21 protein-coding genes and 1 tRNA gene are annotated in these 22,598 nt (G+C 63.9%); 12 read left to right on the top strand and 10 right to left on the bottom strand.

Features of this window, described 5'->3' with window-relative positions; all coding sequences use genetic code 11:
* Window positions 1-37: 37 nt before the first annotated feature.
* The 4 genes from AC5RWT_RS20925 to AC5RWT_RS20910 form a co-directional block, all read right to left on the bottom strand.
* Window positions 38-1,366 (bottom strand): MFS transporter, encoded by a 1,329-nt coding sequence (locus AC5RWT_RS20925; RefSeq protein ID WP_494081840.1) that lies wholly within the window; start codon window positions 1,364-1,366, stop codon window positions 38-40.
* A 231-nt stretch (window positions 1,367-1,597) separates the two neighbouring features.
* Window positions 1,598-3,127 (bottom strand): tripartite tricarboxylate transporter permease, encoded by a 1,530-nt coding sequence (locus AC5RWT_RS20920; protein ID WP_494081839.1) that lies wholly within the window; start codon window positions 3,125-3,127, stop codon window positions 1,598-1,600.
* Window positions 3,124-3,624, bottom strand: a complete 501-nt coding sequence (locus AC5RWT_RS20915) for a tripartite tricarboxylate transporter TctB family protein (RefSeq protein ID WP_494081838.1) — start codon at window positions 3,622-3,624, stop codon at window positions 3,124-3,126. The genes AC5RWT_RS20920 and AC5RWT_RS20915 overlap by 4 nt, the downstream gene beginning before the upstream one ends.
* Window positions 3,625-3,769: 145 nt before the next feature.
* A complete protein-coding gene (locus AC5RWT_RS20910; RefSeq protein ID WP_494081837.1) occupies window positions 3,770-4,741 on the bottom strand; it encodes a tripartite tricarboxylate transporter substrate binding protein in 972 nt (323 codons plus the stop codon).
* A gap of 315 nt (window positions 4,742-5,056) precedes the next feature.
* On the opposite strand from AC5RWT_RS20910, the gene AC5RWT_RS20905 reads away from it, so the two are divergent.
* The 4 genes from AC5RWT_RS20905 (at window position 5,057) to AC5RWT_RS20890 (ending at window position 10,013) form a co-directional block, all read left to right on the top strand.
* Window positions 5,057-5,929, top strand: a complete 873-nt coding sequence (locus tag AC5RWT_RS20905; protein ID WP_494081836.1) for a shikimate dehydrogenase — start codon at window positions 5,057-5,059, stop codon at window positions 5,927-5,929.
* A gap of 40 nt (window positions 5,930-5,969) precedes the next feature.
* Complete coding sequence (locus tag AC5RWT_RS20900) at window positions 5,970-7,823, top strand: bifunctional sugar phosphate isomerase/epimerase/4-hydroxyphenylpyruvate dioxygenase family protein (RefSeq protein WP_494081848.1); 1,854 nt, start codon at window positions 5,970-5,972, stop codon at window positions 7,821-7,823.
* Window positions 7,824-7,886: 63 nt separating this feature from the next.
* A complete protein-coding gene (locus AC5RWT_RS20895; protein WP_494081835.1) occupies window positions 7,887-8,684 on the top strand; it encodes an IclR family transcriptional regulator domain-containing protein in 798 nt (265 codons plus the stop codon).
* 51 nt (window positions 8,685-8,735) lie between these two features.
* Window positions 8,736-10,013: a CAP domain-containing protein gene (locus AC5RWT_RS20890; RefSeq protein WP_494081834.1), complete on the top strand. Its 1,278-nt coding sequence runs from the start codon at window positions 8,736-8,738 to the stop codon at window positions 10,011-10,013.
* Window positions 10,014-10,097: 84 nt separating this feature from the next.
* On the opposite strand, the gene AC5RWT_RS20885 is transcribed toward AC5RWT_RS20890, so the two are convergent.
* From AC5RWT_RS20885 to AC5RWT_RS20875, 3 genes are all read right to left on the bottom strand, one after another.
* Window positions 10,098-10,259 carry a hypothetical protein gene (locus tag AC5RWT_RS20885; protein ID WP_493968701.1) on the bottom strand — a complete coding sequence of 54 codons (162 nt, stop codon included), beginning with the start codon at window positions 10,257-10,259 and terminating at the stop codon, window positions 10,098-10,100.
* A gap of 51 nt (window positions 10,260-10,310) precedes the next feature.
* Window positions 10,311-10,829 carry a hemerythrin domain-containing protein gene (locus AC5RWT_RS20880; protein WP_494081833.1) on the bottom strand — a complete coding sequence of 173 codons (519 nt, stop codon included), beginning with the start codon at window positions 10,827-10,829 and terminating at the stop codon, window positions 10,311-10,313.
* A gap of 117 nt (window positions 10,830-10,946) precedes the next feature.
* Window positions 10,947-11,489, bottom strand: a complete 543-nt coding sequence (locus AC5RWT_RS20875; protein ID WP_494081847.1) for a DUF7010 family protein — start codon at window positions 11,487-11,489, stop codon at window positions 10,947-10,949.
* Here AC5RWT_RS20875 and AC5RWT_RS20870 point away from each other — a divergent pair.
* Window positions 11,403-12,191, top strand: a complete 789-nt coding sequence (locus AC5RWT_RS20870) for a DUF2306 domain-containing protein (RefSeq protein WP_494081832.1) — start codon at window positions 11,403-11,405, stop codon at window positions 12,189-12,191. The two genes, AC5RWT_RS20875 and AC5RWT_RS20870, sit on opposite strands and share 87 nt — an antisense overlap.
* Window positions 12,192-12,445: 254 nt before the next feature.
* Entirely contained in the window at window positions 12,446-12,811 is a 366-nt protein-coding gene (locus AC5RWT_RS20865) for a cupin domain-containing protein (protein ID WP_494081831.1), read from the top strand.
* A gap of 69 nt (window positions 12,812-12,880) precedes the next feature.
* Here AC5RWT_RS20865 and AC5RWT_RS20860 read toward each other — a convergent pair whose 3' ends face one another.
* Window positions 12,881-13,915, bottom strand: coding sequence for a GmrSD restriction endonuclease domain-containing protein (locus AC5RWT_RS20860; protein WP_494081830.1), 1,035 nt, complete (start codon window positions 13,913-13,915; stop codon window positions 12,881-12,883).
* 350 nt (window positions 13,916-14,265) lie between these two features.
* Here AC5RWT_RS20860 and AC5RWT_RS20855 point away from each other — a divergent pair, with 350 nt between their 5' ends.
* Both AC5RWT_RS20855 and AC5RWT_RS20850 read left to right on the top strand, forming a co-directional pair.
* A complete protein-coding gene (locus AC5RWT_RS20855) occupies window positions 14,266-14,454 on the top strand; it encodes a hypothetical protein (RefSeq protein WP_494081829.1) in 189 nt (62 codons plus the stop codon).
* A gap of 504 nt (window positions 14,455-14,958) precedes the next feature.
* On the top strand, window positions 14,959-15,909 hold the full coding sequence (locus tag AC5RWT_RS20850) for a neutral zinc metallopeptidase (protein WP_494081828.1): 951 nt from the start codon (window positions 14,959-14,961) through the stop codon (window positions 15,907-15,909).
* A 213-nt stretch (window positions 15,910-16,122) separates the two neighbouring features.
* Here the strand turns inward: AC5RWT_RS20850 and AC5RWT_RS20845 are convergent.
* Window positions 16,123-16,199: transfer RNA gene (locus AC5RWT_RS20845), tRNA-Thr, on the bottom strand.
* A gap of 125 nt (window positions 16,200-16,324) precedes the next feature.
* Window positions 16,325-17,200, bottom strand: coding sequence for a DsbA family protein (locus AC5RWT_RS20840; protein WP_494081827.1), 876 nt, complete (start codon window positions 17,198-17,200; stop codon window positions 16,325-16,327).
* Window positions 17,201-17,391: 191 nt separating this feature from the next.
* Here AC5RWT_RS20840 and otsA point away from each other — a divergent pair, with 191 nt between their 5' ends.
* The 4 genes from otsA to AC5RWT_RS20820 all read left to right on the top strand — a co-directional run bounded on the left by otsA (window position 17,392) and on the right by AC5RWT_RS20820 (window position 22,410).
* The gene (gene otsA, locus AC5RWT_RS20835) at window positions 17,392-18,852 is read left to right on the top strand and encodes an alpha,alpha-trehalose-phosphate synthase (UDP-forming) (protein ID WP_494081826.1); all 1,461 of its coding nucleotides are present in this window, start codon (window positions 17,392-17,394) and stop codon (window positions 18,850-18,852) included.
* A 76-nt stretch (window positions 18,853-18,928) separates the two neighbouring features.
* Window positions 18,929-19,705: a trehalose-phosphatase gene (gene otsB, locus AC5RWT_RS20830; RefSeq protein WP_494081846.1), complete on the top strand. Its 777-nt coding sequence runs from the start codon at window positions 18,929-18,931 to the stop codon at window positions 19,703-19,705.
* A gap of 191 nt (window positions 19,706-19,896) precedes the next feature.
* A complete protein-coding gene (locus tag AC5RWT_RS20825) occupies window positions 19,897-21,051 on the top strand; it encodes an ABC transporter ATP-binding protein (RefSeq protein ID WP_494081825.1) in 1,155 nt (384 codons plus the stop codon).
* Window positions 21,052-21,078: 27 nt separating this feature from the next.
* Window positions 21,079-22,410: a DUF4032 domain-containing protein gene (locus AC5RWT_RS20820; RefSeq protein WP_494081824.1), complete on the top strand. Its 1,332-nt coding sequence runs from the start codon at window positions 21,079-21,081 to the stop codon at window positions 22,408-22,410.
* Window positions 22,411-22,598: the final 188 nt, after the last annotated feature.

Here is a 22,598-nt window from a genome sequence, read left to right as displayed (position 1 = left end):
GTCTCCCGCCGGCGTCGTACGCGGCTGTATGCCTGGGTCAGACCTTGGCCGGGCGGCGTTCGCCAAGCTCCTCGGTGGGCACCTTGTAGGTTTCCCGGGCGGTCAGAGCGGACACCGAGGCAATGACCGCGATGACGGCGGTAAAGATGCTCGTGGCAACCCAGCCGCCCTCTTGGAGGCCGCCGACAGCGGCCACGATGGACGGCGCGAAGCCGGCCATCAGGAAACCGATCTGGGTGCCGATGGCCAAGCCGGAGAACCGGACCTTGGCACTGAACATCTCCGCGTAGAAGGACGGCCAGACGGCGTTGGCCGCCGCATAGGCGCAGGAGAAGACCAGTACCGACAGGGTGAACTGGAGCAGGGTGTTGCCCGATTCCATCGAAAGCAAGTAGAAGGGCATGATGACCGCGCTGCCCAGCGCGCCGTAGATGAACACCGGTTTCCGGCCGATCCGGTCCGCGAGCTTGCCGAAAAGCGGCTGCGTGAAGAGTGCGCCGATATTGCCTGCGACCACCAGCCACAGGGTGATGCCTTCGTCGACGCTGCCGACTTCGGCACCGTACTTGATCGCCAAGGTGCCGTAGACGGTGGAGACCGCGGCGATGAAGGCACAGCAGATCACCCGCAGCACGTCGCGCCAGTGGTCTTTGAGCAGCACACTGACCGGCAGTTTCGCGATCTCGTTGTTCGCCTTGGCTGCTTCGAAGGTGGGGGTTTCGTGCAGCGAGCGGCGGATGAAGTAGGTGACGATGACGACGACGGCGGAGAGCCAGAACGGAATCCTCCAGCCGATGCCGTACTTGATCTCGTCCGGCAGGGCGACCACCGGGATGAAGACCAGGGCGGCAAGGATCTGCCCGCCCTGGGTGCCGGTCAGGGTCCAGGAAGTGAAGAAGGAGCGGCGGTTGTCCGGCGCATGCTCCAGGGTGAGCGAACTGGCGCCGGCCTGCTCGCCCGCGGCGGAGAGGCCCTGCATCAGGCGGCAGAAGACCAGGATCGCCGGAGCCCACCAGCCGATGGTGTCGAAGTCGGGGATACAGCCGATGATGAAGGTGGCGGCACCCATCAGGATCAGCGTGAACATCAGCACCTTCTGGCGTCCGATCCGGTCACCAAAATGGCCGACAAAGACTGCCCCCACGGGCCGTGCGATGTAAGCGAAGCCGAAGGTCGCCAGCGACATAATTCCGGCCTGGGCGCTCTCGTCCGGGAAGAAGACGTGCGGGAAGATCAGCGCAGCCGCGGAGCCGAAAATGAAGAAGTCGTAGTATTCGACGGCGCTGCCCATGAAACTGGCCAAGGCCGCCTTTTTCGGCGTCTTGCCGTGAGGGGCGGCTGCCTCATCCTTTTGGTGAACGGTCATGATGCTCCTAGAAACTGCTGTGAGCAGTCCGCTCACAAAGCTTTGTGCGCCAGCCGCACGGGCGTGCACAAATCGAACGCAGACAAACGTAGCCCATCTCACAGGCGTTCCGCAATAACCCAACAACAGACGGCGAAACAAAGCGGAGACTGCAGCGTTGCCGCTCCAGTCTCCGCCCGCGCGACCCTCTTGCAGGTAATGGCAGTCCCGCACTGGCGGCATGCCCCGCCGTTATGGCACCGTGGCGGGCACGTCCTTCCCTGCGCTGGCCTCTTTGCGCCGCTTGACCAGTTGGCGCAGCGGCGGAAGGATCAGCGCGGCTGCTGCGATCAGCAGAAGCACCACGGCGATCGGACTGCTAAAGACGGACGCCCAGCCGTCCGTGAGCAGAGCCCGGCGTAGGTTGGCTTCCGCCAGCGGACCCAGGATCAAACCCAGCACAGCAGGACCCGGCGGGAAACCGAAGCGGAGCATGAACAGCCCGATAACTCCGAAGACCAGCATCATAAAGACGTCGAAAACGCTGTTGTTGATCGAGTAGGTGCCCACCATGCAAAAGACCAGTATGACCACCCAGAGGAAGTGGCTGGGCAACTCCAGCAACTTCACCACGCCCTTCATGCGAAGAAGGCTCAGCCCCAACGTCAGCACTGTGGCGATCAGCAAGATGGAAACCAGTGAGGCGATCAGATCCGGATGGCTGCTGAAGAGGCCTGGCCCGGGCTGAATGCCCCAGATCATCATGGAACCGATCATCACGGCCATCACCGAATCGCCGGGGACTCCCAAGGCCATGGTGGTGGTCACCGAGCCGCCCAGGGTCGCAGTGCTGGCAGTGTCCCCAGCGGTCAGGCCTTCCAGCGACCCCTTGCCAAATTCGTGTTTGCGTTTGGACGCCTTCTTAGCGTTGTCCCACGCGATGATACCGGCGATATCACCGCCGACGGCCGGTACCAGACCCACCACTGAGCCGGTGGCTGCGCCGATGCCCATTGGCTTGGACAGCCGTTTCATCAGCTTCCAGTCGGGCATCCACTGTCCCATCTGGGTAATAGGCGGCGCCTGCTGCGATGTGCGGTGGGTCAGGATCTGGTTCAAGACCTCTGCCACACCGAAGAACCCGATGATGACGGCGATGAACGGGATTCCGCCGTTGAGTTCCAAGATGCCGAGGGTAAACCGCTGGTCGCCCGTGATCGGATCTCGGCCTACCGTGGCCAGGAAGAGGCCGAAAGCCCCGGCTGCCAATCCTTTGATGATCCGGCCCGAAGAGACACCGACCATCATGGTCAGGCCGAAGACCACCAGCGCGAACATCTCCGGCGGTCCGAACTGCATGGCGAAGGCAGACAGCGGGACCGCCGCTACGGCCAGGATCGCAATGCCCCAGAGCATGCCAAAAGCGGAACCGAAGGCGGAAGTGGTCAGCGCCAACCCCGCCTTGCCCTGCCTGGCCAGCGGATAGCCGTCGAAGGTGGTGGAGATAGAAGCAGGGGTACCAGGGGTGTTGATCAAGATGGCAGGAACCCGGTCGCCAAACTGGGCGGCCACGTAGATGGTCAGCAGCATGGCGAGGCCCTGGGTGGGCTCCATCGTCAGGGTGAATCCGCTGGCCAGGGCCACGGCCATGGTGGCAGTGACCCCCGGGAAGGCACCCACGAGCATGCCGATGAGGATCCCGATGCCGATAACCAGCAGGGTATCCGGGGCCAGGACTGCGGCGATGCCGTCCGTAATGGGCGAGGCAGCAATGGGGATCATAGGGGTACTCGCAATGCGACGATGAAGAGAAAATGGAGGACGGCTGCCAGGACTGCCGGGAAGAGCAGCAGCGCCCTCCAGCTCCGCACTCCGTAGAGGGCAACCAGTGCGGCGACAGCCGCGAACGTGACCAGCCAGAACTGCAGGACATTCCACAGCAGCAGGTAGCCCACCAGGACGACGCCGGTTCCGGCCAGCCGGGCAACGCCCCACCAACTGAGTCGATCGGGGATGTCCGCCGGTCGAACGCCGCGCAGCACGTTGGCAAACACCAGCAGCGCACCGAAAACTATCAGGCCCCAGGCGACCATTTGGGGCCAAAACTGCGGCCCCAATTCTGTAGTGACGCCCGAGTGGATCTGCTGGGCCATGAGAAGGACGGCAACACCTGAACCAATCGATGCCGCGACGGGCACTAGTTCGCGCATCCGGTAGGAGCGGTCCTTTAGCAGTTCGCCGGACGGCGGGTGCAGATGGGCGTCAGCATAATTCTGCACCGTGCCATCCTCCACGTCCGGCCTTGCGGGCCGCCCGCCGGACCCGCCAGACCCGGCAGGTAAATTCTCTTGGATATTCATGAGCGGTTTCCTTTATTGGTCGCCGTGCCTGCCGGGGGGTCCTCCGGCAGGCACGGCCGGGCGGCTATTTGCCCTGCGCTGCCTGAATCCACGGACCGTAACGATCGGCTTCCGCCTGCAGGAAGGCAGCCATCTCCTCGGAGTTCTTGGCGGTGGGCACCAGATTCGAGTTTTCGATCACGGTCCGGAACTTTTCGTTGCCCACGGCTGTTTCCAGGGCGTCGGAAAGCTTTTTCACCACTTCCTCCGGGGTTCCCGCCGGAGCCATGATGCCAGTCCAGGACGCATTTTGAAGGTCGATTCCTTCTTCCTTCAAGGTGGGGACATCGGGGTTACTGGCAACCCGCTCCTCGGTCAGCGTCGCCAGGTAGCGCAGCTTGCCGGCGTCCACCTGGGTTTTTTGGGTGCCGATAGCGTCAATCGAGAAGGAAACATCTCCGGCGGCCGCTGCGGCCACAGCGGGCGCGGATCCGTCGAACGGAACGCCCTTCAGCTCCACGCCGGCCAGTTCTTGGAAGCCCTGCATCGGAGAATCCCAGACCGAGCCGATGCCGGGGCTGGAGTACGTGACCTTGCCCGGGTTGGCCTTGGCGTCATCGATTAGGTCCTGCACCGATTTGTAGGGGCTGTCCACAGGAACCGCAATGGCACCGGGGCCTGCCAGCAACTGGCCGACCGGCACATAGTTTTTCGGGTCGATGTCGTAGTCCTGGAACTGCAGGGTGGCCAGTTCCACCCCCATCACGGAAAGGTTGTAGCCGTCCGGCTCCTGATCCTTCAGCCAGTTGTAGGCCACGGAGCCGTTCGCACCCGGGCGGTTCTCGACGATGATTTCAACGCCAAGCTCTTCTTCGAGCAGCGGCGCGACCGTGCGTGCGGAAAGGTCGCCGGAGCCACCGGCGGCCCAAGGCACAACAAGCCGGATGTCCTTCGATGGGTATTCGTCGCTTTCGGCGGACTGGCTGTTCGAGGCACAACCGGACAGCGCGAGCAGGGCGGCTGCGCCGACGGCTAGCGAACGGATGCTGGTTTTCATAACGGTGCTACTCCTTGTGATCGTGCTTCTGCAGTACCAAACCCCTTACGGGTCGCCAGGGCTGCAGGACAAGCTTCTGGAAGGAACTGAGAATGTGGTCCGCATGCAGTGGCAGCGCGCTGACGACCCGCAGCAACACCTGCCGCGAATTGCCAGGTCACATGTCTCGTTGACATATGTGCGCAAGGCGAACAGTTGTACTTATTTCGCACGCCGTTCCACAATGTAATCACTGTCACAACTTGGCGCAAGCGGTCTTGCCTTGTTGTGCGATATGCGTACAATTGTGCAGCAATCGAACGAAGGGTGTTCAGCATGTCAACGGTGGCGGAGTCGTTTTTGGTCGGACTCATCGGCGAAGGCATTACCGTGTCCTTGAGTCCGCCGATGCACGAGCGCGAGGCCGACCTGCAGGGCCTCCGCTACCTCTACCGGCCGGTGGACCTGACCGCTATCGAACGCCCCGCCGAATCGGTGGGCGAGCTGCTGAGGGCCGGCCGCGATCTAGGTTTCAGCGCCTTCAACATCACCCATCCGTGCAAGCAACTGGTGATGGAACACCTGGACGAGATATCCGACGATGCCCGGCGGCTGGACGCGGTGAACACCGTGCTCATCAACGAGGGCAAGTTCATCGGGCACAACACCGACTTTTCGGGCTTTGCCCAAGGCATGGAGCAGGGGCTCCCGGACGCAGCCCTGGATTCAGTGGTGCAGGTCGGCACCGGAGGGGCCGGGTCCGCCGTCGCCTATGCGCTGCTGAAAAAGGGTGTGCAGCAGCTGACATTGGTGGACCTGGATGCCGGACGCGCGGCGACCCGTGCAGCCGCACTGGTTGCCCTGTTCCCTGCCCAAAAGGTGGTTGCGGCCTCACCCGCTGACCTGCCTGATGCCCTGGCAACCGCCGACGGAGTGGTCAACGCGACCCCGGTAGGCATGTACATGCACCCGGGAGTGCCGGTTGAAACCTCACTGCTGGAGCCCAGGCACTGGGTCGCCGATGTGGTCTACCGACCGGTGGAAACCGAATTGGTTCAGGCCGCCACCGCCAAGGGCTGCCGGGTCCTGGATGGCGGGCATATGGCCGTAGGCCAAGCGGTGGACGCGTTCCGCCTGATCACCGGGGTCGAGCCCGATCCCGCCCGGATGCGCGCCCACTTCCTGGAGCTGGTGGCCACGGGCCGCTGACCTGACCACAATGAACGTACCGACCCGGAAGGTCCCCCTGTTGCGCACCTCTATTGCCACCGTCTGCCTGAGCGGCACTCTTGAGGAGAAGATGCAGGCCTGCGCCCGCGCCGGTTTCGACGGGATCGAGATTTTCGAACAGGATCTGATTGTCTCCCCACGGAGCCCGGAAGAGATCCGCGAGATGGCAACCAGTTTGGGCCTGAGCTTGGATCTTTACCAGCCGTTCCGCGACTTCGAAGGCGTGTCCGAGGAGCAGTTGCAGGACAATCTCTACCGGGCCGAGGCGAAGTTCCGCCTGATGACCTCGCTGGGCATGGACCTGATGCTGCTGTGCAGCAACGTGGGCACCGCAACCATCGACGACGACGAGCTGGCGGCCTCTCAGCTGCGCCGCCTCGGCGACCTGGCAGCCCGGTACGGGATCAGGATCGCCTACGAGGCCTTGGCCTGGGGCACTTTTGTCAATGACTTCGAACATGCCATGCGCATCGTGGACCTGGCTGGCCATCCCAACATCGGCACATGCCTGGACAGCTTCCACATTCTCTCCCGCGGTTGGGATCCGGCCGGGATCGAAAAGATCCCGGCAGAGAAAATCTTCTTCGTTCAGCTGGCAGACGCACCGGAACTGAGCATGGACGTCCTCTCCTGGAGCAGGCACTACCGGGTCTTCCCCGGTGAAGGCGCTTGGGAACTGCACAAGTTTCTGGGCCACCTGGTCCGCAGCGGCTACGACGGCCCGGTCTCCCTGGAAATCTTCAACGACGTCTTCCGGCAGGCCGATGAAGAACGGACCGCCGTTGATGCCATGCGGTCGCTGATCTGGCTAGAGGAGCGCACCTCGGTCCACCTGCAGGAAACCGACCCCGGGGCCACGTTTCCGATGCGCCTGGCAACCCTGCCACAGGTGGCCGAACCCACAGGTTTCAATTTCGCCGAGGTCAAGGCCGAAGACACCGGACACGTCCAGACCCTGCTGCGGCAGCTCGGCTTTGAGTTCCGCGGCCGGCACCGCACCAAGGACGTGCAGCTGTGGGTTCAGGGCCAGGCCAGGATCATCATCAACGAACAACAAGCCCGTGGGATCGAACCGACCATCGCAGCGCTGGGCTTTGACGTTGAAGACCCGGTGGCTGCAGCCTCGCGGGCGCTGCAACTGAAGGCCGTGCCGGTCCCTCGGCAAAGTCAGGCCAACGAAGAGGTGCTGCAGGCCGTGAGGGCACCGGACTCCACTGAGATTTTCCTGTGCCAGGCCACGCCGGACGGAACAGCGGCCTGGACCGACGAGTTCGAAACCACGGGGCCTACTGCTGCCGGCGGGGACTTGATTACCAGGATCGACCATGTGAACCTTGCCCAGCCCTGGCAGCACTTTGACGAGAGCGTCTTGTTCTACGAAAGCACTCTGGCCCTGGCGCCGCGGCCTTCGACCGAGGTCCCCAGCCCTGTCGGCCTGGTCCGCAGCCAGGTGATGGCGACAGAACACGGCGACGTCCGTCTCGCCCTGAACATTGCCCCGCTGGTGATGGAACAATCCGGACCCTCCGAGGCCTCCGCCTACCCCCAACACATCGCGCTGGCTTGCACGGATGTTGTCACCTTGGCCCGGAACGCGGTAGCTGCCGGGCTGGAGTTCCTGAAAATCCCGGCGAACTATTACGCAGACCTTCAGGCGCGCTTCCGCCTGGCCCCGGCGTTGCTTTCCACGCTGCAGGAGCTGAACCTTCTCTACGACCGCGACGAACAGGGTGAGTTCATCCACTTCTATACGGCTACCGTGGGCCGGGTCTTCTTCGAGGTGGTCGAGCGCCGCAACAGCTACGACGGCTACGGCGCACCAAATGCCCCGGTCCGTCTCTCCGCGCAATACCGATTGAGCAAACACGATTAGAATCGCTGGCAATGCCCGCATGTTCCGGGCGAGCCCCACCACGCAGACCCGGAGGAAATCGACATGGCCATGCTGCTGCAGGACGACGCCGCACACGATGCTCCGGCCTACTGGGTTAAATCAGTGGAGAAAACATTCGCCGTGCTGCTGGCGTTTACCTCAGACGAACCCCGGCTGACCATTACCAAAGTGGCAGCCAAGGCGGACCTCAGCCGGGCTGCAGCGCGCCGTTTCCTCCTCACCCTCACCGACCTTGGCTACCTGCGCAGCGACGGCACCACCTTTGAGCTCACTGCCCGCTCGTTGGACATCGGTGCGTCCTTCCTGGCCAATCTCACCTTGCCGCAGAGCGCCGAGCCGCACCTGAAACAGCTCGCCGTAGACCTGAACGAGACGGCCTCGCTGTGCATCCTCGACGGCACCGACGTACTGTACATTTCACGGGTCCTGGCCCCGCGCATGCTCAGCGTCACGGTCAACGTCGGCACCCGGTTTCCCGCGTGGGCCACCTCCATGGGACGCGTACTCATCGCGGGGTTGCCCGCGCGCCAACGGGACAACTTCTATGAACGGATCGAACTGACCCGCTACACGCCGCACACTGTCAGCAGTATCGACCAGCTTCGCGACGAAGTGGAACGTGCCGCTGAACGCGGCTGGTCGCTGGTTTCCGGGGAACTCGACGACGGGCTCCGGGGACTCGCCGTCCCGGTCAGGCGCGGCAACGACCTCATCGCCGCGCTCAATGTCTCGCTGCAAACCCACCGGGGCAGCGAAGCCGAAATCGCCGCCACTGTGCTGCCCCGCCTGCGGGAAGCAGCCGATCGCATCGCCGACGACTTCGGCGGCCGCGCGGGTTAAACGGTCACCGCGCCTCGGCGTTTCCGGTGCGGGGGGCTTAGGCTGGTTCCCGTGCGCCTCCTTGTGAAACCATTCATCGCAGCGACCCTGCTGCTCGCCCTCGCCTTCGCCGGACTTTCGCCGGCTGCGGCCGTGACCCGGACCGCGCAGGATCCGTTTGTCGCCGAGGTGCTGAAGCTGACCAACAATTACCGCAAGCAGAACGGGCTGTCGCCCGTGGTGTGGAACCAGAACGTCGGGAATGTCGCCCAGCAGTGGTCCGAGGAATTAAACACGCGGATCAACAAGAACACGCTGGACATGAACAAGATCCATCGCCCGGGCTACGGAAGCATGGAAATCCCGCGCGGTTTCGACTGGTACACCGAGAACATCGCGATCAACAACAACGCCCAGCAGGTTGTCGACTGGTGGATGAACTCCCCCGCCCACAGGGCGGGCCTGCTCAGCCCCAACGCCACCGACATCGGCGTCGGGTACATGAAGACCACGCACAAGGACTGGTACGGGATGTCTGTGGCGGTGGCGAACATCGCCGGCTACGAAACCACCAGGGCAAAGCTGCCGCCGCATCCGGGCATGGTCCGCTCCAGCTTCCAGCACGGGGACATTGCAGCTGTCGATTCCGAGGGGAGGCTCTACGTCTACGATTCGGCGAAGGGCCAGGACCTCAATGCACGCCGGTATGTGGCGCCGGGATTCAAGGGTGTGGCAGAAGTCGAGGTGGCAGACTGGAACGCCGACGGCGTGCTGGATGTTGTCGCCCGCTGGAAGTCGGGCAAACTGACGGCGCACTTCGGGAAGCCGACCGGCGGCTTGGCTCCAGCAGCCACCATCGGAGCTTCGGGCTGGGGCAACTTCGACGTCACCGTGACGGCCTGGAAACAGGCCGACGTTTACCCCTCCTTGATGGCACGCAACACGGTCACCGGCCGGCTCTACCACTACACGAATCCGGCCGGGCTCAAGCACGGCAGCCGCACCGACCTGGGTTCCGGCTGGAAGTCCATGCCGATCTTTACGGCCGACGTCGATGGCGACGCCAAGATGGATGTGGTCGCCAAAACCACCACGGGCCAGCTCAAGCTGTACCGCTCCAACGGCACCGGTAAATTCGTCTCCGAGACCAGGCGGATCATCAGCCCCTCCGGCTGGAACGCGATGACCCACCTGTCCCTGATCCGGGACCATCTGGGCGACGGGAAGCAAGGTCTGCTGGCCAGGGATACCCGCGGCAATTTGTACCACTACCCGGTGCTGGTCAATAAACTTGGCTCGCGGGCGGTCATCGGCGTCGGCGGCTGGGACACCCTGGTCATCGGCAGCTGACCCGCCGATACCGGCTCTGCTGCAGGGCTGCCGCGGCTGACCGCTGCCGATCCCTAAAAGCTTCCGGTCGGCGAGCGCGCCGCGCTAGTCGTCCTGGCCGGTGGCATCTGCCTCCGGCTTGGATCCGTTCTTATCCGCCGGCAGCTTTGCTTCGATGTCCCGGTCAATTTCCGATCCGGGTTCAATCACAATGCCGTCTTCCTTCTGCGGGATGTGCGGATCCACTTCGGGTCTTTCTTCGCTCACCACTTTGCTCCCTTCAGCGTCGCTACGGTTCCCTACCTTGGCCTGAAGCACCTAGCCGTGCGCGTGTCTGCTGTCCTCCGGTGCGGGCACGTGCGTGTCGCCGACAAGTTCCACCAGGCCTTCCACAGCTGTGGATAGGGACAGGTCAGGTGTCCGGGCCATGAAAGGCACCAGCAGCCGGTTCTCCTTCTCGATGTGCAAGGCAAACACGCTGCACAACGACGCCGCAACCGTTGCCGCTTCAATGCCTTCGGCGCCCCGGAGGTCATCGAGCAACGAGGCCAGCGTCTTGTGGTCGGCCTCCAGCGACTCCACCAGCAGCCGCGCTTCTGCCCTGGTGCCGGCCAACCGGAACAGTTGGTTTTCCTCCGCCTCAGCGTGCGGCAACATTTCCCGTTCGCCCCACTCCACCAGGATGCCGTGCGCGTTATAGACGGTGTCTGCGTCTCCGGCGTCGAACGCCCGGGTGAGCTCCGCCGTCGTCGCTTGAAGCCGCGCCAGCAGCACCGTGTGATGACGTACGACGGCGGCGGCGGCCAGATCCTCGGCCTCAACATTGCTTTCGGTCACCGCGTGCTCCTCCGGTTGAGGTGTGCCCGCCGGCAGGCGGACCGGGTCCGTCCATTCTCAACTCGGGCCGCCGGGCTGTCGAGGGTCCGCCCGGCGCTGCCTCGAAGAGTGCAGTGATCACGGCCGGGGGGTGCCTTGCTGGCATCCCTTGAGGGAAGCCCCGCAAGCTAACCGTTGATGCCGACCGGGTGCAGCTGCCGCTGCCGCCGGCAAAGAAGTGCAGCGGCGACGACGGAGCAGACCGGCCACCAGATCATGACCCAGCGGTAAGCATCCTCTCCCCGGCGAGGGTGATGGCCCAGCTGCCCCCAGCGCCACGGCGAGCGCGAGGAAAACGTAGATCTTTGTGCGGTGCAGCCAAACGTAGGGCGAGAAATGGGCGCCGCCGATGGCCGCGAAAACGGCTGGCACCAGCGCCGGGTTCTGCGTGTACATCAATGTCACGGCTGGCAGTGCGACAATCTGCACCATTGCCAGCCGGACGGACAGCGAACGCAGCGGATGGTCCGCTGACATGGGGCCGCTGCCCAACCGGCGTTCGAGTGCCAAGGCCAGCGGCTGAGCCACGCCGCCTTGGAAAACGGTTACCAGGACGGCGACCTCAAGAGGCAGGAAGAAGGAAAGCACTGCCGTGATGGACAAGGTCATGCCGAAAGAGATGAGCCAGTCCGCACCTTGGGCTGCCGTAGCGCAGGCAGTGCTGCGGGCATCGTCCCGGCCATTCGCGGGTTGCTTGTTCAGTCACGGAAATTTCCAAGAGGTTTTGCGGATAAAAGACAAGGGACCGAAATCTTCGTCTTTGTTACAGAAATGGTCGTCTACGATTCTTCTATGCCTCCTGAATGGACCCTCCTTATTGCTGTCCACGCCATTGCAGCCGCGTATTCCCTGGTATTCGGCGCATTCCAGTTGTTACGGCCCGCAAAGGGTGGCGTCCTCCACCGAGCAATAGGGCGGATTTGGGTGTTGGCCATGTACGTTGTCACGCTCACGTCTTTCGGCATCCAGACTCTTAACGGGGGCTTCACATGGCTGCACGCTTTGGCATTGTTCACCTTTTTTACGGTGTCCACGGGCTTGTGGGCCGCCTGGAAAAAGAGAATCCATTCCCACCGGTCCTTTATGACCGGCAGCTATTTCGGCATCTTAGGTGCGTTCATCGGGGTCGTCGTGGTTCCCGAGCGCAGGATTCCGCAAATGGCCATTCACGACCTGCCGGGCCTCTCGCTATGGATCGCCGCGATCATCCTGACTGCATTCTTCGCAGTCCTGGGATTTTCCCGTCTTTCGGTAAGCTCCCGCGCCGCGAACAGCGAACCGCGGGCACCCAGCGATGAGGTTGCCAAGACGGTTCGCAGCTAGAAGAGCGTCCTAGAGCGTTTCTGATGTCGCACCCAACTCCCCGTGCGCCGGGGCCAGGACCCGAACGTGCCCCATGTCGAACTGTGCCGACTGGTCTCGCCGGACGGGTGCGACACCTCAGTTCCTGCAGCCGGGAACAAGCCGTGGAACCGGCGCTTCCTACCGATCGGAACGTCCTGCGCAAAACGCATTGACCCCTTTCCGGGACGCTGCCAAACTGTGGGCATTGCACCTTTTGGTTCAAGGAGATCCTCATGGCAGGCATGATCCGCAAGAGTCTGAACGAACCCGAAGAAACCCGGCCGTTCGAAGACGGCATGGGAAGGGTTGATCTGGTCCATCTTGAGGCTGGCGGCGTGGGACGGGCGGTTTTCGAACCCGGCTGGCAATGGTCCAAGCATGTGAAGCCGATTGCCAAGACGGACAGTTGTCAGGCGGCCCACACCGGCTATGTGCTGTCCGGACGACTCAAGATCGTTATGGACGATGGCGAGGAAAACGAGTTCGCCACCGGCGACTACATGTACATCCCGCCTGGCCACGATGCGTGGGTCGTAGGAGACGAGCAGTGCATAATCGTTGACTGGCAGGGATTCGCTGACTACGCCAAGCGAGCCTAAGTCCCGATCAAGCCCCTAGTGTCTTCTGTCCCAGGGGCCCCACCGTCATATACGAACAGCTGGCCTTGCTCAGGACTCGCAGCCGACACCATCGCCGTCGCGGTCGAATTTGGTGTCCCAGCCCGGGTCGCCGGCCCGAATAGGAGCCGCACCGGCTTCCTTAACCGCTGTGCAGTTCTTGTAGAACACGTTCCCACCGGCCGGCGCCTTCTGGACAGGTGCCGGTACAGGCTTTGGCTTCGATGCAGGAACCGGCTTGGATGCTGCCGGCGCAGCTGCTGCTGGCACCTTCACTCCCCCGGCAGCCGGGACCGGCTGGTCCGGGCAGGAGTGGGCGAGGATGTTCTTGATGGCGTCATGCTCCGCCTGGGTCATCCAGAGTCCATACTTCGCTTTGACCGCGGTCTGCAGAGCCACGTACTCGCAGCGGAACGCCTTGTTCGGGGGCAGCCAGGTCGCTGCGTCGCTGTCTGACTTGGAGCCGTTGGTGGGTCCGTCGACTGCGAGCAGGTTCAGCGGGTCGTTGGCGAACACTTCACGCTGGTTCGTGGCCAGCTGCTGGGCACCCTTTTGCCAGGCGTCCGAGAGGGCTACAACGTGGTCGATCTGGACGGCAGTGCTGGTCTTGTTGCCGCGCACGAAGTCGATGGTCGTGGCGGTGAACGGATCGGCCAGGACCCCGGAGGTGACCACACAACCGCCGGCCTTGATCACCGCATCATCCAGATCGCGCTGGAGGATGTCGTTGCGCGCGTCGCAACCGTTGCGGTCCGGGTCCTTCCAGCCCTCGCCGAATTGCTCGCGTGAGTAGCCGGTCTTTGGGGCGCGGCCCTTGATGGCAATGGTCTCCAGTTGCGCCAGAGCGGTGCCCGCGGCGGGCTCCTCCGCCTGATCCGTGGCCGGCGGTGCTTTGGGCGCCTCGGTTTTCTCGGCAGGTTTAGTGGAAGCAGGTTTAGTGGTGGCGGGAACCAGGGTCGGCTCGGGGCTGCCAGTGACCTCGATGGTCGGAGTGGTCAGGCCCCGATCTGCTTCGGCCGGCGAAGTGCAGGCGGACAACAGGACGGCCAGCGCCAGGCCAGCAAGTGCAAGGGGATTCTTCTTCATGTCCTTTCATATGTACGGCAGATGCCGCACCCCGTCCCGCGGGACACGCCGTAGTGCCGAGCATATGAAGGTGCCCGATCCACCGGAGTACCTGAGTCAGAAGCTAAGCCGGCCAATTCTGAAGCATGGGAAAGATCCGCACCAGGCCTGCCTTCGTCGCGCAGGCCATCTACGAAGGTGAGATGGACTCAGGTGCCACCCAACCTGATAGGTCAGGGAGGGTCCTGGAGTCCCCTGCCGCTTCACTGCCCCAATTCCCGGACGGTCCGACAACGCCGCCGAAATCCGCGATCCTGTCAGAGGCCGGTGTTAGGTTGGCAGCAATCTCAGATAGGGAAGAGGAGGACGAGATGGCCAAGACACATTCCCGAGGTATCGGAATCGACTTCATGGATCCCAACTCGTGCGGCCGCTGCGACGCCTGCGACGAATTGCCTGCACCGGTGGTCTGCGAGGACTGCTGCTATGACGAGGAGGGCAACTTCGTCCGGCTCGTTGAATGGCCCTGCCCCGAGGTGAAAGCCGCCAAGGCAGCCTAGGGATTGTCCCGCTAGCGGGCATGGCAATCCGACAGGAAGCGTCGAGTTGTTACCATTCGGGTTCATCCGTCGGACCATCCGGCCCCCATGCAGTGTAGGCAGATGGTCCGACGGGCGCGAAGTCCGGATGCACCTACCGTCGCGAAAGATAACAGGCCGGGTCAGGCCGCGCGTTTGGAGCCACGAGAATAGAGATCCCGTACCTGCGGTCCTCATGGAACCCGGCCGGAGATATGGCTGCCGCGAGCGGTGCAATGACGACCAAAAGCCATCTCCCGTGGAGTCCCGGTCGCGGAAATCCGCACTCCACATGCTGGAACCCGGGCGACATAACTCCGGCGCACCCGCGCCGGGTCCGGAGACCGTCCGATGAACAACTTAATCTGAAACGCTGAATCGATTGTCTCGCTGCCTACCGTTGCACCCCTGACCATGACGTGGTATTCCGGGCTCAATTCCATCTCGATCAGGGGAAATAAAAGTTGGAACAGTCGGGGGAAGGTCATGACTGGTGAGATCAAAAACAGATGGAGTGTGTTTGTAGGTCTGTTGCTGGCAGCAACCCTATCTTTATCCGGATGCGGAAACTTCGGGGACACCGGATCCTCGCCCGGAAACGTGGGCGGCGGCAGAGACTCCGCAGAAGAGGACACCGGATCAAAAGGGAACGGCGCCGACGGCGGCACTTCCGCCGAGCAAGGTCAGCAGGAGACACCACCTGGCGAAAGTTCCCAAGGTGAACAGACACCACCTGGAGACTCACAAGGGGACAGCTCTCAGGAGGGTCAAGAAAGTCCGCCCGGCGATGGATCAGACCAAGAGGATTCTGGCGACGAAGGGGACAATCAGAGCGGGAACACAGAACCCACAGACCCCACCTCCATAACGCCTGAAGAGCTGATCGCCGACATGGAGGCAGCCCAAACCATTACGGACGAATACTGGCGAACACATTGGAATGAGTTCTTCACAGGAACGTACACTTCGCCCACGGTCGTCGGCCTCTACAACGGCTATGACCCCAGCTCCGCCCCGACTTGCGCGGGGGAGCCCCTGGAGCCGGAGAACGCCTTCTATTGCCCCGCCGAGGATTACGTGGCCTGGGATGCTTCGCTTATGGCGCGCGGGTTCAAGTTCGGTGACGCTTGGCCCTATTTGGTGATAGCCCACGAATGGGGGCATGCGGTCGCTCATCGCCTTGAGGACAGTCTCCGTTATCAGGCAGGTGAGCTGCAGGCTGACTGCCTGGCTGGCGCGACCCTGTTTGGGGCTGCCACAGACGGAACGATTGTTTTCGAAGAGGGGGACCAGAACGAACTGGTTGCCGCGCTCGGTTCACTGGGTGGCGACATTCCGTGGACGAACCCAAGTGACCACGGGGACTCTTTTGAAAGGGTGGAGAACTTTAACGTCGGACGCAGCAATGGCGTGCTGGCATGCCTCCCGTCGCAGTAATGCGACGGGGCCATCTGGCCTGTCTTTCTATCCCATTTTCCGAGGCAGTGTCTCAACGGGGCACTACCACATTCGGTTCACCGCGGGCACCGGCTACACAAGCTCATGGAAAGAACCAGACCGGTTTCTCTATGAGGAAACTCCATGAGTCGGGACTGCAGCTGCAAGAGAAACCCCTCCCAGCTGGGTTTCGGCCAGTCAGAGAGGGGTGAGTGGAGCCCCCTGCCGGATTCGAACCGGCGACCCCCTGTTTACAAGACAGGTGCTCTGGCCAACTGAGCTAAGGAGGCGTGCTGGCCCCAAGGCCAGCGTGCCGGACAAAACCGGCTAGATAAGGGTAGCCCAGGCGGCGGCCCTGCGTGAAACCCGCTGCAGCCGCCGCCCTGGTGCCGGCCGGACCAGCCCGGCTAAAAACTTAGGCGCGGGCGTCGATGATCCCCTGGGCGAAGGCCTGGAAGTCGCCGGCGTTCGGGTCCCACTTCTGCCCGTCCACGTAGACGGTGGGCGTTCCGCCGACCTTCCAGTCGCTGAAGGTTTGGTTCACGAACTTGGCCCAGGGCCGGAAGTCGCCGTCGCTAATGCAGGAGGCAACATCGGTCGCTCCGGCCTTTTCCGCAATGCTGGTCAGGGCTGCGTTATCCAGTCCGGCCCCGCCTTCGGTCGGCTGCTGTGCGAACAGCTGGGTCAGGTAATCGTTGAAGACCTCCGGGTTGGAGTCGGCAACACAGGCCACGGCGTTCGCTGCTCGCGACGAGTAGTTGGTGGTCGACACGCGGTCCAGGAACGTCGCCACCCGGTACTCGACGGTTGCGTCGCCGGAGGAGGTGAGCTGGGTCAGGTAGTCGCCGTACTGGCCCTCAAAGCTCTTGCAGACGGGGCATCCCATGTCCACGTACATCACGACGCTGGCAGGCTTGCCCTTGGGTGCGGCAGAGACACCGGCGGGGACAATGACATCGCCCTTGGCGGAGGCGGGCTCCGGGATCTTGTTCACGTCCACCTGCACGGGCTCGGTGTCGGCCAGTCCGTTCTGGGTGATGGTGTAGCCGCCGAACGCGTTGCCGTGCGCGGGGGCAGCGCCGGCGTCGGAAATCTGCCCGCGCTGATTGTTGAGCACAACCCCGGCGATCACGGCGATGATCACCAGTACCGCCAGGACCACCCCGCCCTTGACCAGCAGCGAGTTCCGCTTTTCCCGCTTCTGCTGAGCCTCTCGCATCTGGCGGGCCTTATCGCGGGCCGCGGCAGTGCGCTCGGCCTTGGTCGACTTCGGGCTGTTTTGGGTAGCCATGAATCCTCGCGTCTTCTCAGTCTGCTTTGCCCGGGCAGGGCACTACAGAACCAGTTTAGTTGCAACTTCAATGTTCGGGCGGAACACGTGCTCGCGTTCACTTCTAGCGTTTCAGAACGCTTGGGAGGAGCCTCCAGTGCCCATTCCTTATAAAGTCATGATCAGGACGGCTTCACACGAAGGAGAGTCAATTGGCGGATTCCGCTCAGAAAAACGGTCAGGAAGCAGAAGGACGCCAGTACGGGGAGTACGACCTGATCGTCGTCTCCAACCGGCTGCCGGTGGACCGCGCTGCCGACGAGGACGGCCAGGGCGCCTGGCGGCGCTCACCCGGCGGGCTGGTCACTGCGCTGGCGCCGGTAATGGCCAAGACAGACGGCGCATGGGTGGGCTGGCCGGGGGTGCCCGACGAGAAAGTCGACCCGTTCGACCACGACAACATGCACTTGGTCCCGGTGACCCTAAGCGCCGACGACGTTGAACTGTATTACGAGGGCTTTTCCAACGCCACGCTGTGGCCGCTCTACCATGACGTGATTGCTCCGCCGGACTTCCACCGCACCTGGTGGGAGTGCTACAAAGCGGTCAACCAGCGCTTCGCCGAGGCGACCGCGGAAATCGCCGCCGAAGGGGCCACCATCTGGGTGCAGGACTACCAGCTGCAGTTGGTTCCCAAGCTGCTGCGGGAAGCGCGTCCGGACCTGAAGATCGGTTTCTTCAACCACATCCCGTTCCCGCCGCTGGAGATCTTCGCCCAGTTGCCTTGGCGCCGGCAAGTCATTGAGGGCCTGCTCGGCGCGGACCTGGTGGGTTTTCAGCGCCCCAGCGACACGAGCAACTTCCTGCGCTGCGTGCGCCGCTTCAGCGGGCTCAATGTGCGCCAGCAGCAGGTACAGGTGGAAAACAACGACGACGGTGCGCGGGTCTGCAGGGCAGGTGCCTTCCCGATTTCCATCGACGTGGAACATATCAGCGAGCTGTCCCGCCGCCCGGACGTGATTGCCCGCTCCGAGCAGATCCGGCAGGAACTGGGCAACCCCAAGACCGTGTTGCTGGGCGTGGACCGGCTCGACTACACCAAAGGCATCCGGCACCGCGTCAAGGCATACGGCGAACTGCTGGAGGACGGCAAGGTGGACGTGGAGAACGCCGTGCTGATCCAAGTGGCCTCGCCCAGCCGGGAGCGCGTCGAGTCCTACAGGCTGCTGCGGGAAGAGATCGAAGGGTCCGTGGGCCGGATCAACGGCACCTTCGACACCTTGGAAAACACCGCCATCCGCTACCTGCACCACAGTTACCCGGTGGAGGAAATGGTGGCACTCTACCTGGCCGCGGACGTGATGCTGGTGACCGCGCTGCGCGACGGCATGAACCTGGTGGCCAAGGAGTACGTTGCCTCCCGCAAGGGGGTGGACGGGGCGCTGGTGCTCAGCGAGTTCGCCGGTGCCGCGGACCAGCTCAAGCAGGCGATCCTGGTCAACCCGCACGACATCGACGGACTCAAGGACGCCATTGTCCGGGCGATCAACATCCCGCCGGCCGAGGCTACCCGCCGGATGCGCGCCATGCGGCGGCAGATCCTGCAGAACGACGTCGAGCACTGGTCGCGCGCCTTCCTGAAGGCCCTCCAGCAGCCGCAGGCCGATGACTGAGCCGGGCGAGGCAAGGCGGCCGCCGGTGCCGGCAGCCCCCGACGCCGGTGTCTTCGATACCGGCGCGGGCCAGGATTTGGTGCCGCTGGAGCTGCGGAAGGCCCTGGAGCAGCTCGCCGGCACCGAAACGCTGCTCGTGGCACTGGACTTCGACGGGGTGCTCGCGCCGATCGTGCCGCGCGCAGAAGACGCCCGCCCGCTGCCGGCCTCGGCAGCCGCCGTGGCGGCGCTGGCGGACCTGCCGGGTACGTCCACGGCTTTCATCTCCGGCCGGGCGCTGGCCAGCCTCCGTGCCGTCGCCTCCCCGGACCACCGGACACTGCTCATTGGTTCGCATGGCGGCGAAGTCTTCACCGGTCCGGAGAGCCCGCCCCTGGTGCTGGACGAAGCGCAACTCCAGGCGCTGGCGGCGGCGACCGCCGTCGTCGAAAAAATCGTGGCGGCCCATCCAGGCACGAGGCTGGAAGCCAAGCCGGCCGGCGTCGTACTCCATACCCGCACCGCCGCCGACGAGGTTGCCGCTGCGGCCACCGAACGTGCCCGCGCGGCGCTCCAAGAGATCCCCGGACTCTACCTCAGCGACGGCAAGCGCGTGCTGGAGACCTCGGTGCTGAGTGCGGACAAGGGCCAAGGCATAAACCTGCTGCGGTCTTTCACCGGCGCGACCGCCGTATTCTTCGCCGGAGACGATGTGACCGACGAACATGCCTTCGCCGTGCTGCGGGATTCCGATGTGGGCGTCAAGGTGGGCCCGGGCGACACCGCTGCGCTGTACCGCGTGGACTCCCCGCAGATGTTCGCCGCCGCGCTGGCCCTGCTGGCCGAGCTCCGGAGGGCTGCGCTGCCGGCCTAACGCAAAGGGAATCACAGTCGGTGTTGACCGGGCGCTTGGTGCTCTCTGGGGCGCATCGGGGCGCGTTGACACCCGTGGCATACTGAGGGCGTGAGTCGCGTCACCTGCTGGATGCGGCGCGCTTGGAAACTGAATACGCACCCATCACTACGGATCGTCGGGCACGTACCTGCCCGTGAAGGGAAACGACCATGGCAACGGTAACGTTCGATAATGCCACGCGCTTGTACCCGGGCACCGAAAAGCCTGCAGTGGACAGCCTGAACCTGGAGATTGCCGACGGCGAATTCCTGGTTTTGGTGGGCCCGTCGGGTTGCGGAAAGTCCACCTCGCTGCGGATGCTGGCCGGGCTTGAAGACGTCAATTCGGGCCGGATCCTCATCGGCGAGCGCGACGTCACCGATATGCCGCCGAAAGACCGCGACATCGCGATGGTGTTTCAGAACTACGCGTTGTATCCGCACATGTCAGTTGCCGACAACATGGGCTTCGCACTGAAGATCTCCGGTGTTTCCAAGGAAGAACGCATCGAGCGGGTCCGCGAAGCAGCCAAACTCCTGGATCTGGAGGAGTACCTGGACCGCAAGCCCAAGGCCCTCTCCGGCGGCCAGCGTCAGCGCGTGGCGATGGGCCGGGCGATTGTGCGGAACCCGCAGGTGTTCCTGATGGATGAGCCGTTGTCCAACCTGGACGCCAAACTGCGCGTGCAGACCCGGACCCAGATCGCCTCGCTGACCCGCCGGCTGGGCGTCACCACCGTCTACGTCACCCACGACCAGGTGGAAGCCATGACCATGGGCGACCGCGTGGCTGTGCTCAAGGACGGCATCCTGCAGCAGGTGGACACCCCGCGCGCGCTGTACGACCGGCCCGCGAACGTCTTCGTGGCCGGCTTCATCGGCTCCCCCGCCATGAACCTGCTGGAACTTCCGGTGACCGACGGCGGTGTCCAGTTCGGCGGCATGACCTATCCGGTTCCGCGGGATCTGCTGGACGCCGCACACGGGAGCACCGTGACACTGGGTGTCCGCCCCGAGGATCTGGAACGGGCCGCGGACGGCCAGGGGCTTGCGGTATTCGTGGACGTCGTCGAGGAACTCGGCGCCGATGCCTACGTCTACGGGCACACCGAACTGGACGGCAAGCGCTACGACATCACCGGGCGCGTCGACGGGCGGACCCCGCCGGCGGCGGGAAGCACCACCTACGTGCGCCCCAAGGAAGGACACGTGCACCTGTTCGACACCCAGAACGGGCTGCGGCTGGGCGACCACGCCCCCGGCACCCCGCCGGCATCGGTCGAGGACCTTAATGCTCCGATCGAAGCCGGCAAGACAGCCATCTAGTTCTCCCGCGCCTAGGATGTAGTCACCATGGCTGACCTTCCCGGCACCGGCCCCGTCCGGGGCGCCGCCGACACGGCCCTGACCGGCGGGGCCGCGGCGATAGCTTCTTTGAGCATCACCGCGGCCACCGCCGACGAACGCCTGCTGGACCTGCCGTGGCATCTGGCTTTGGAAGAGTGGCCGCCGGAGAATCTGGCGGCCTTGCCCCGCGGGCTCTCCCGGCATGTGGTCAGGTTCGCTCCGCTGGGCGCTGGCGTCGTGGCCATCAAGGAAACCGGGGAAGACGCTGCCCGGCATGAGTACCAGATGCTGCGGAAGCTGCAGCGGCTGGCTATCCCGTGCGTGGAACCGGTGGCGGTGATGACCGGCCGGATGCGGGTCGACGGCACCGCCCTGAACCCCGTGCTGGTCACCCGGCACCTGCGGTTCTCGCTCCCCTACCGCGCCTTGTTTTCGCAGACGCTGCGGCGGGAAACCCTGACGCGCCTGATCGACGCGCAGGCGCTGCTGTTGGTGCGCCTGCACCTGGCGGGTTTCTTCTGGGGCGACGTCTCGCTGTCCAACACACTCTTCCGTCGGGACGCCGGAGCGTTTGCGGCCTATTTGGTTGATGCCGAAACCGGCGAACTGCACCAGCGGCTCTCCGACGGCCAGCGCGAACACGACCTGGAGATCGCCCGGGTGAATATCGCGGGAGAAATGATGGACCTCGTCGAGGGCGGTCTGCTCGAGGACAGAGTGGATCCCGTGGCCACCAGCGAGCGCATCATGGACAGCTACCGCAAGCTGTGGGCCGAATTGACGGCCGAGGAATCGTTCGATCTGGGCGAGCGTTGGCGGGTCAACGCCCGCATCCGCCGCCTGAACGATCTTGGGTTCGACGTGGAGGAGTTCTCCATCAACACCACCGCAGACGGAGCCACCATCCAACTCCAGCCCAAGGTGGTGGACGCCGGACACCACCAGCGCCGGCTGATCCGGCTCACCGGCCTTGATGTCCAGGCGAACCAGGCACGACGGCTGCTCAATGATCTGGATGCCTACCGGGCGGACAACCACCCAGAGCAAAGCGAGGAACTCAGCGCCCACAGCTGGGTGCGTCATGTCTTCGAACCGATCGTCCGGGCCATCCCGCGCGAGCTGGCGGGGAAGCTGGAGCCGGCCGAGGTTGTGCACCAAGTGCTCGAACACCGCTGGTACATCTCCGAAGCCCAGGACCGCAATGTCCCGCTGGCGGAGGCCGTGCAGTCCTATGTCGATACGGTGCTGCGCCACCGCCGCGACGAAGCCACCATCATGCTCAACCCGGACGCCGGGACCGCCGCCGCCCTGGACGCTGCCGAAACCGACGAAGGCTGATTCCGCTCAGGCTATGCGGACTGCTGCGGTGCCGCCGCCTTGCTGAGCACCGCCACCAGGAAGTCCGACGACGGGGTGAGCGGCCGCAGGTCCCAGGTGGACAACCTCAGGTCTGCCGCCAACCCGGCTGCGGATGCGTCGGCAAAGAACTCGTCGAAATCATAGCCGCGTCCGGCACCGAATCCTGC

Source organism: Arthrobacter sp. Dra40, assembly GCF_059091905.1.
This window is presented reverse-complemented; position numbering and strand designations above follow the sequence as displayed.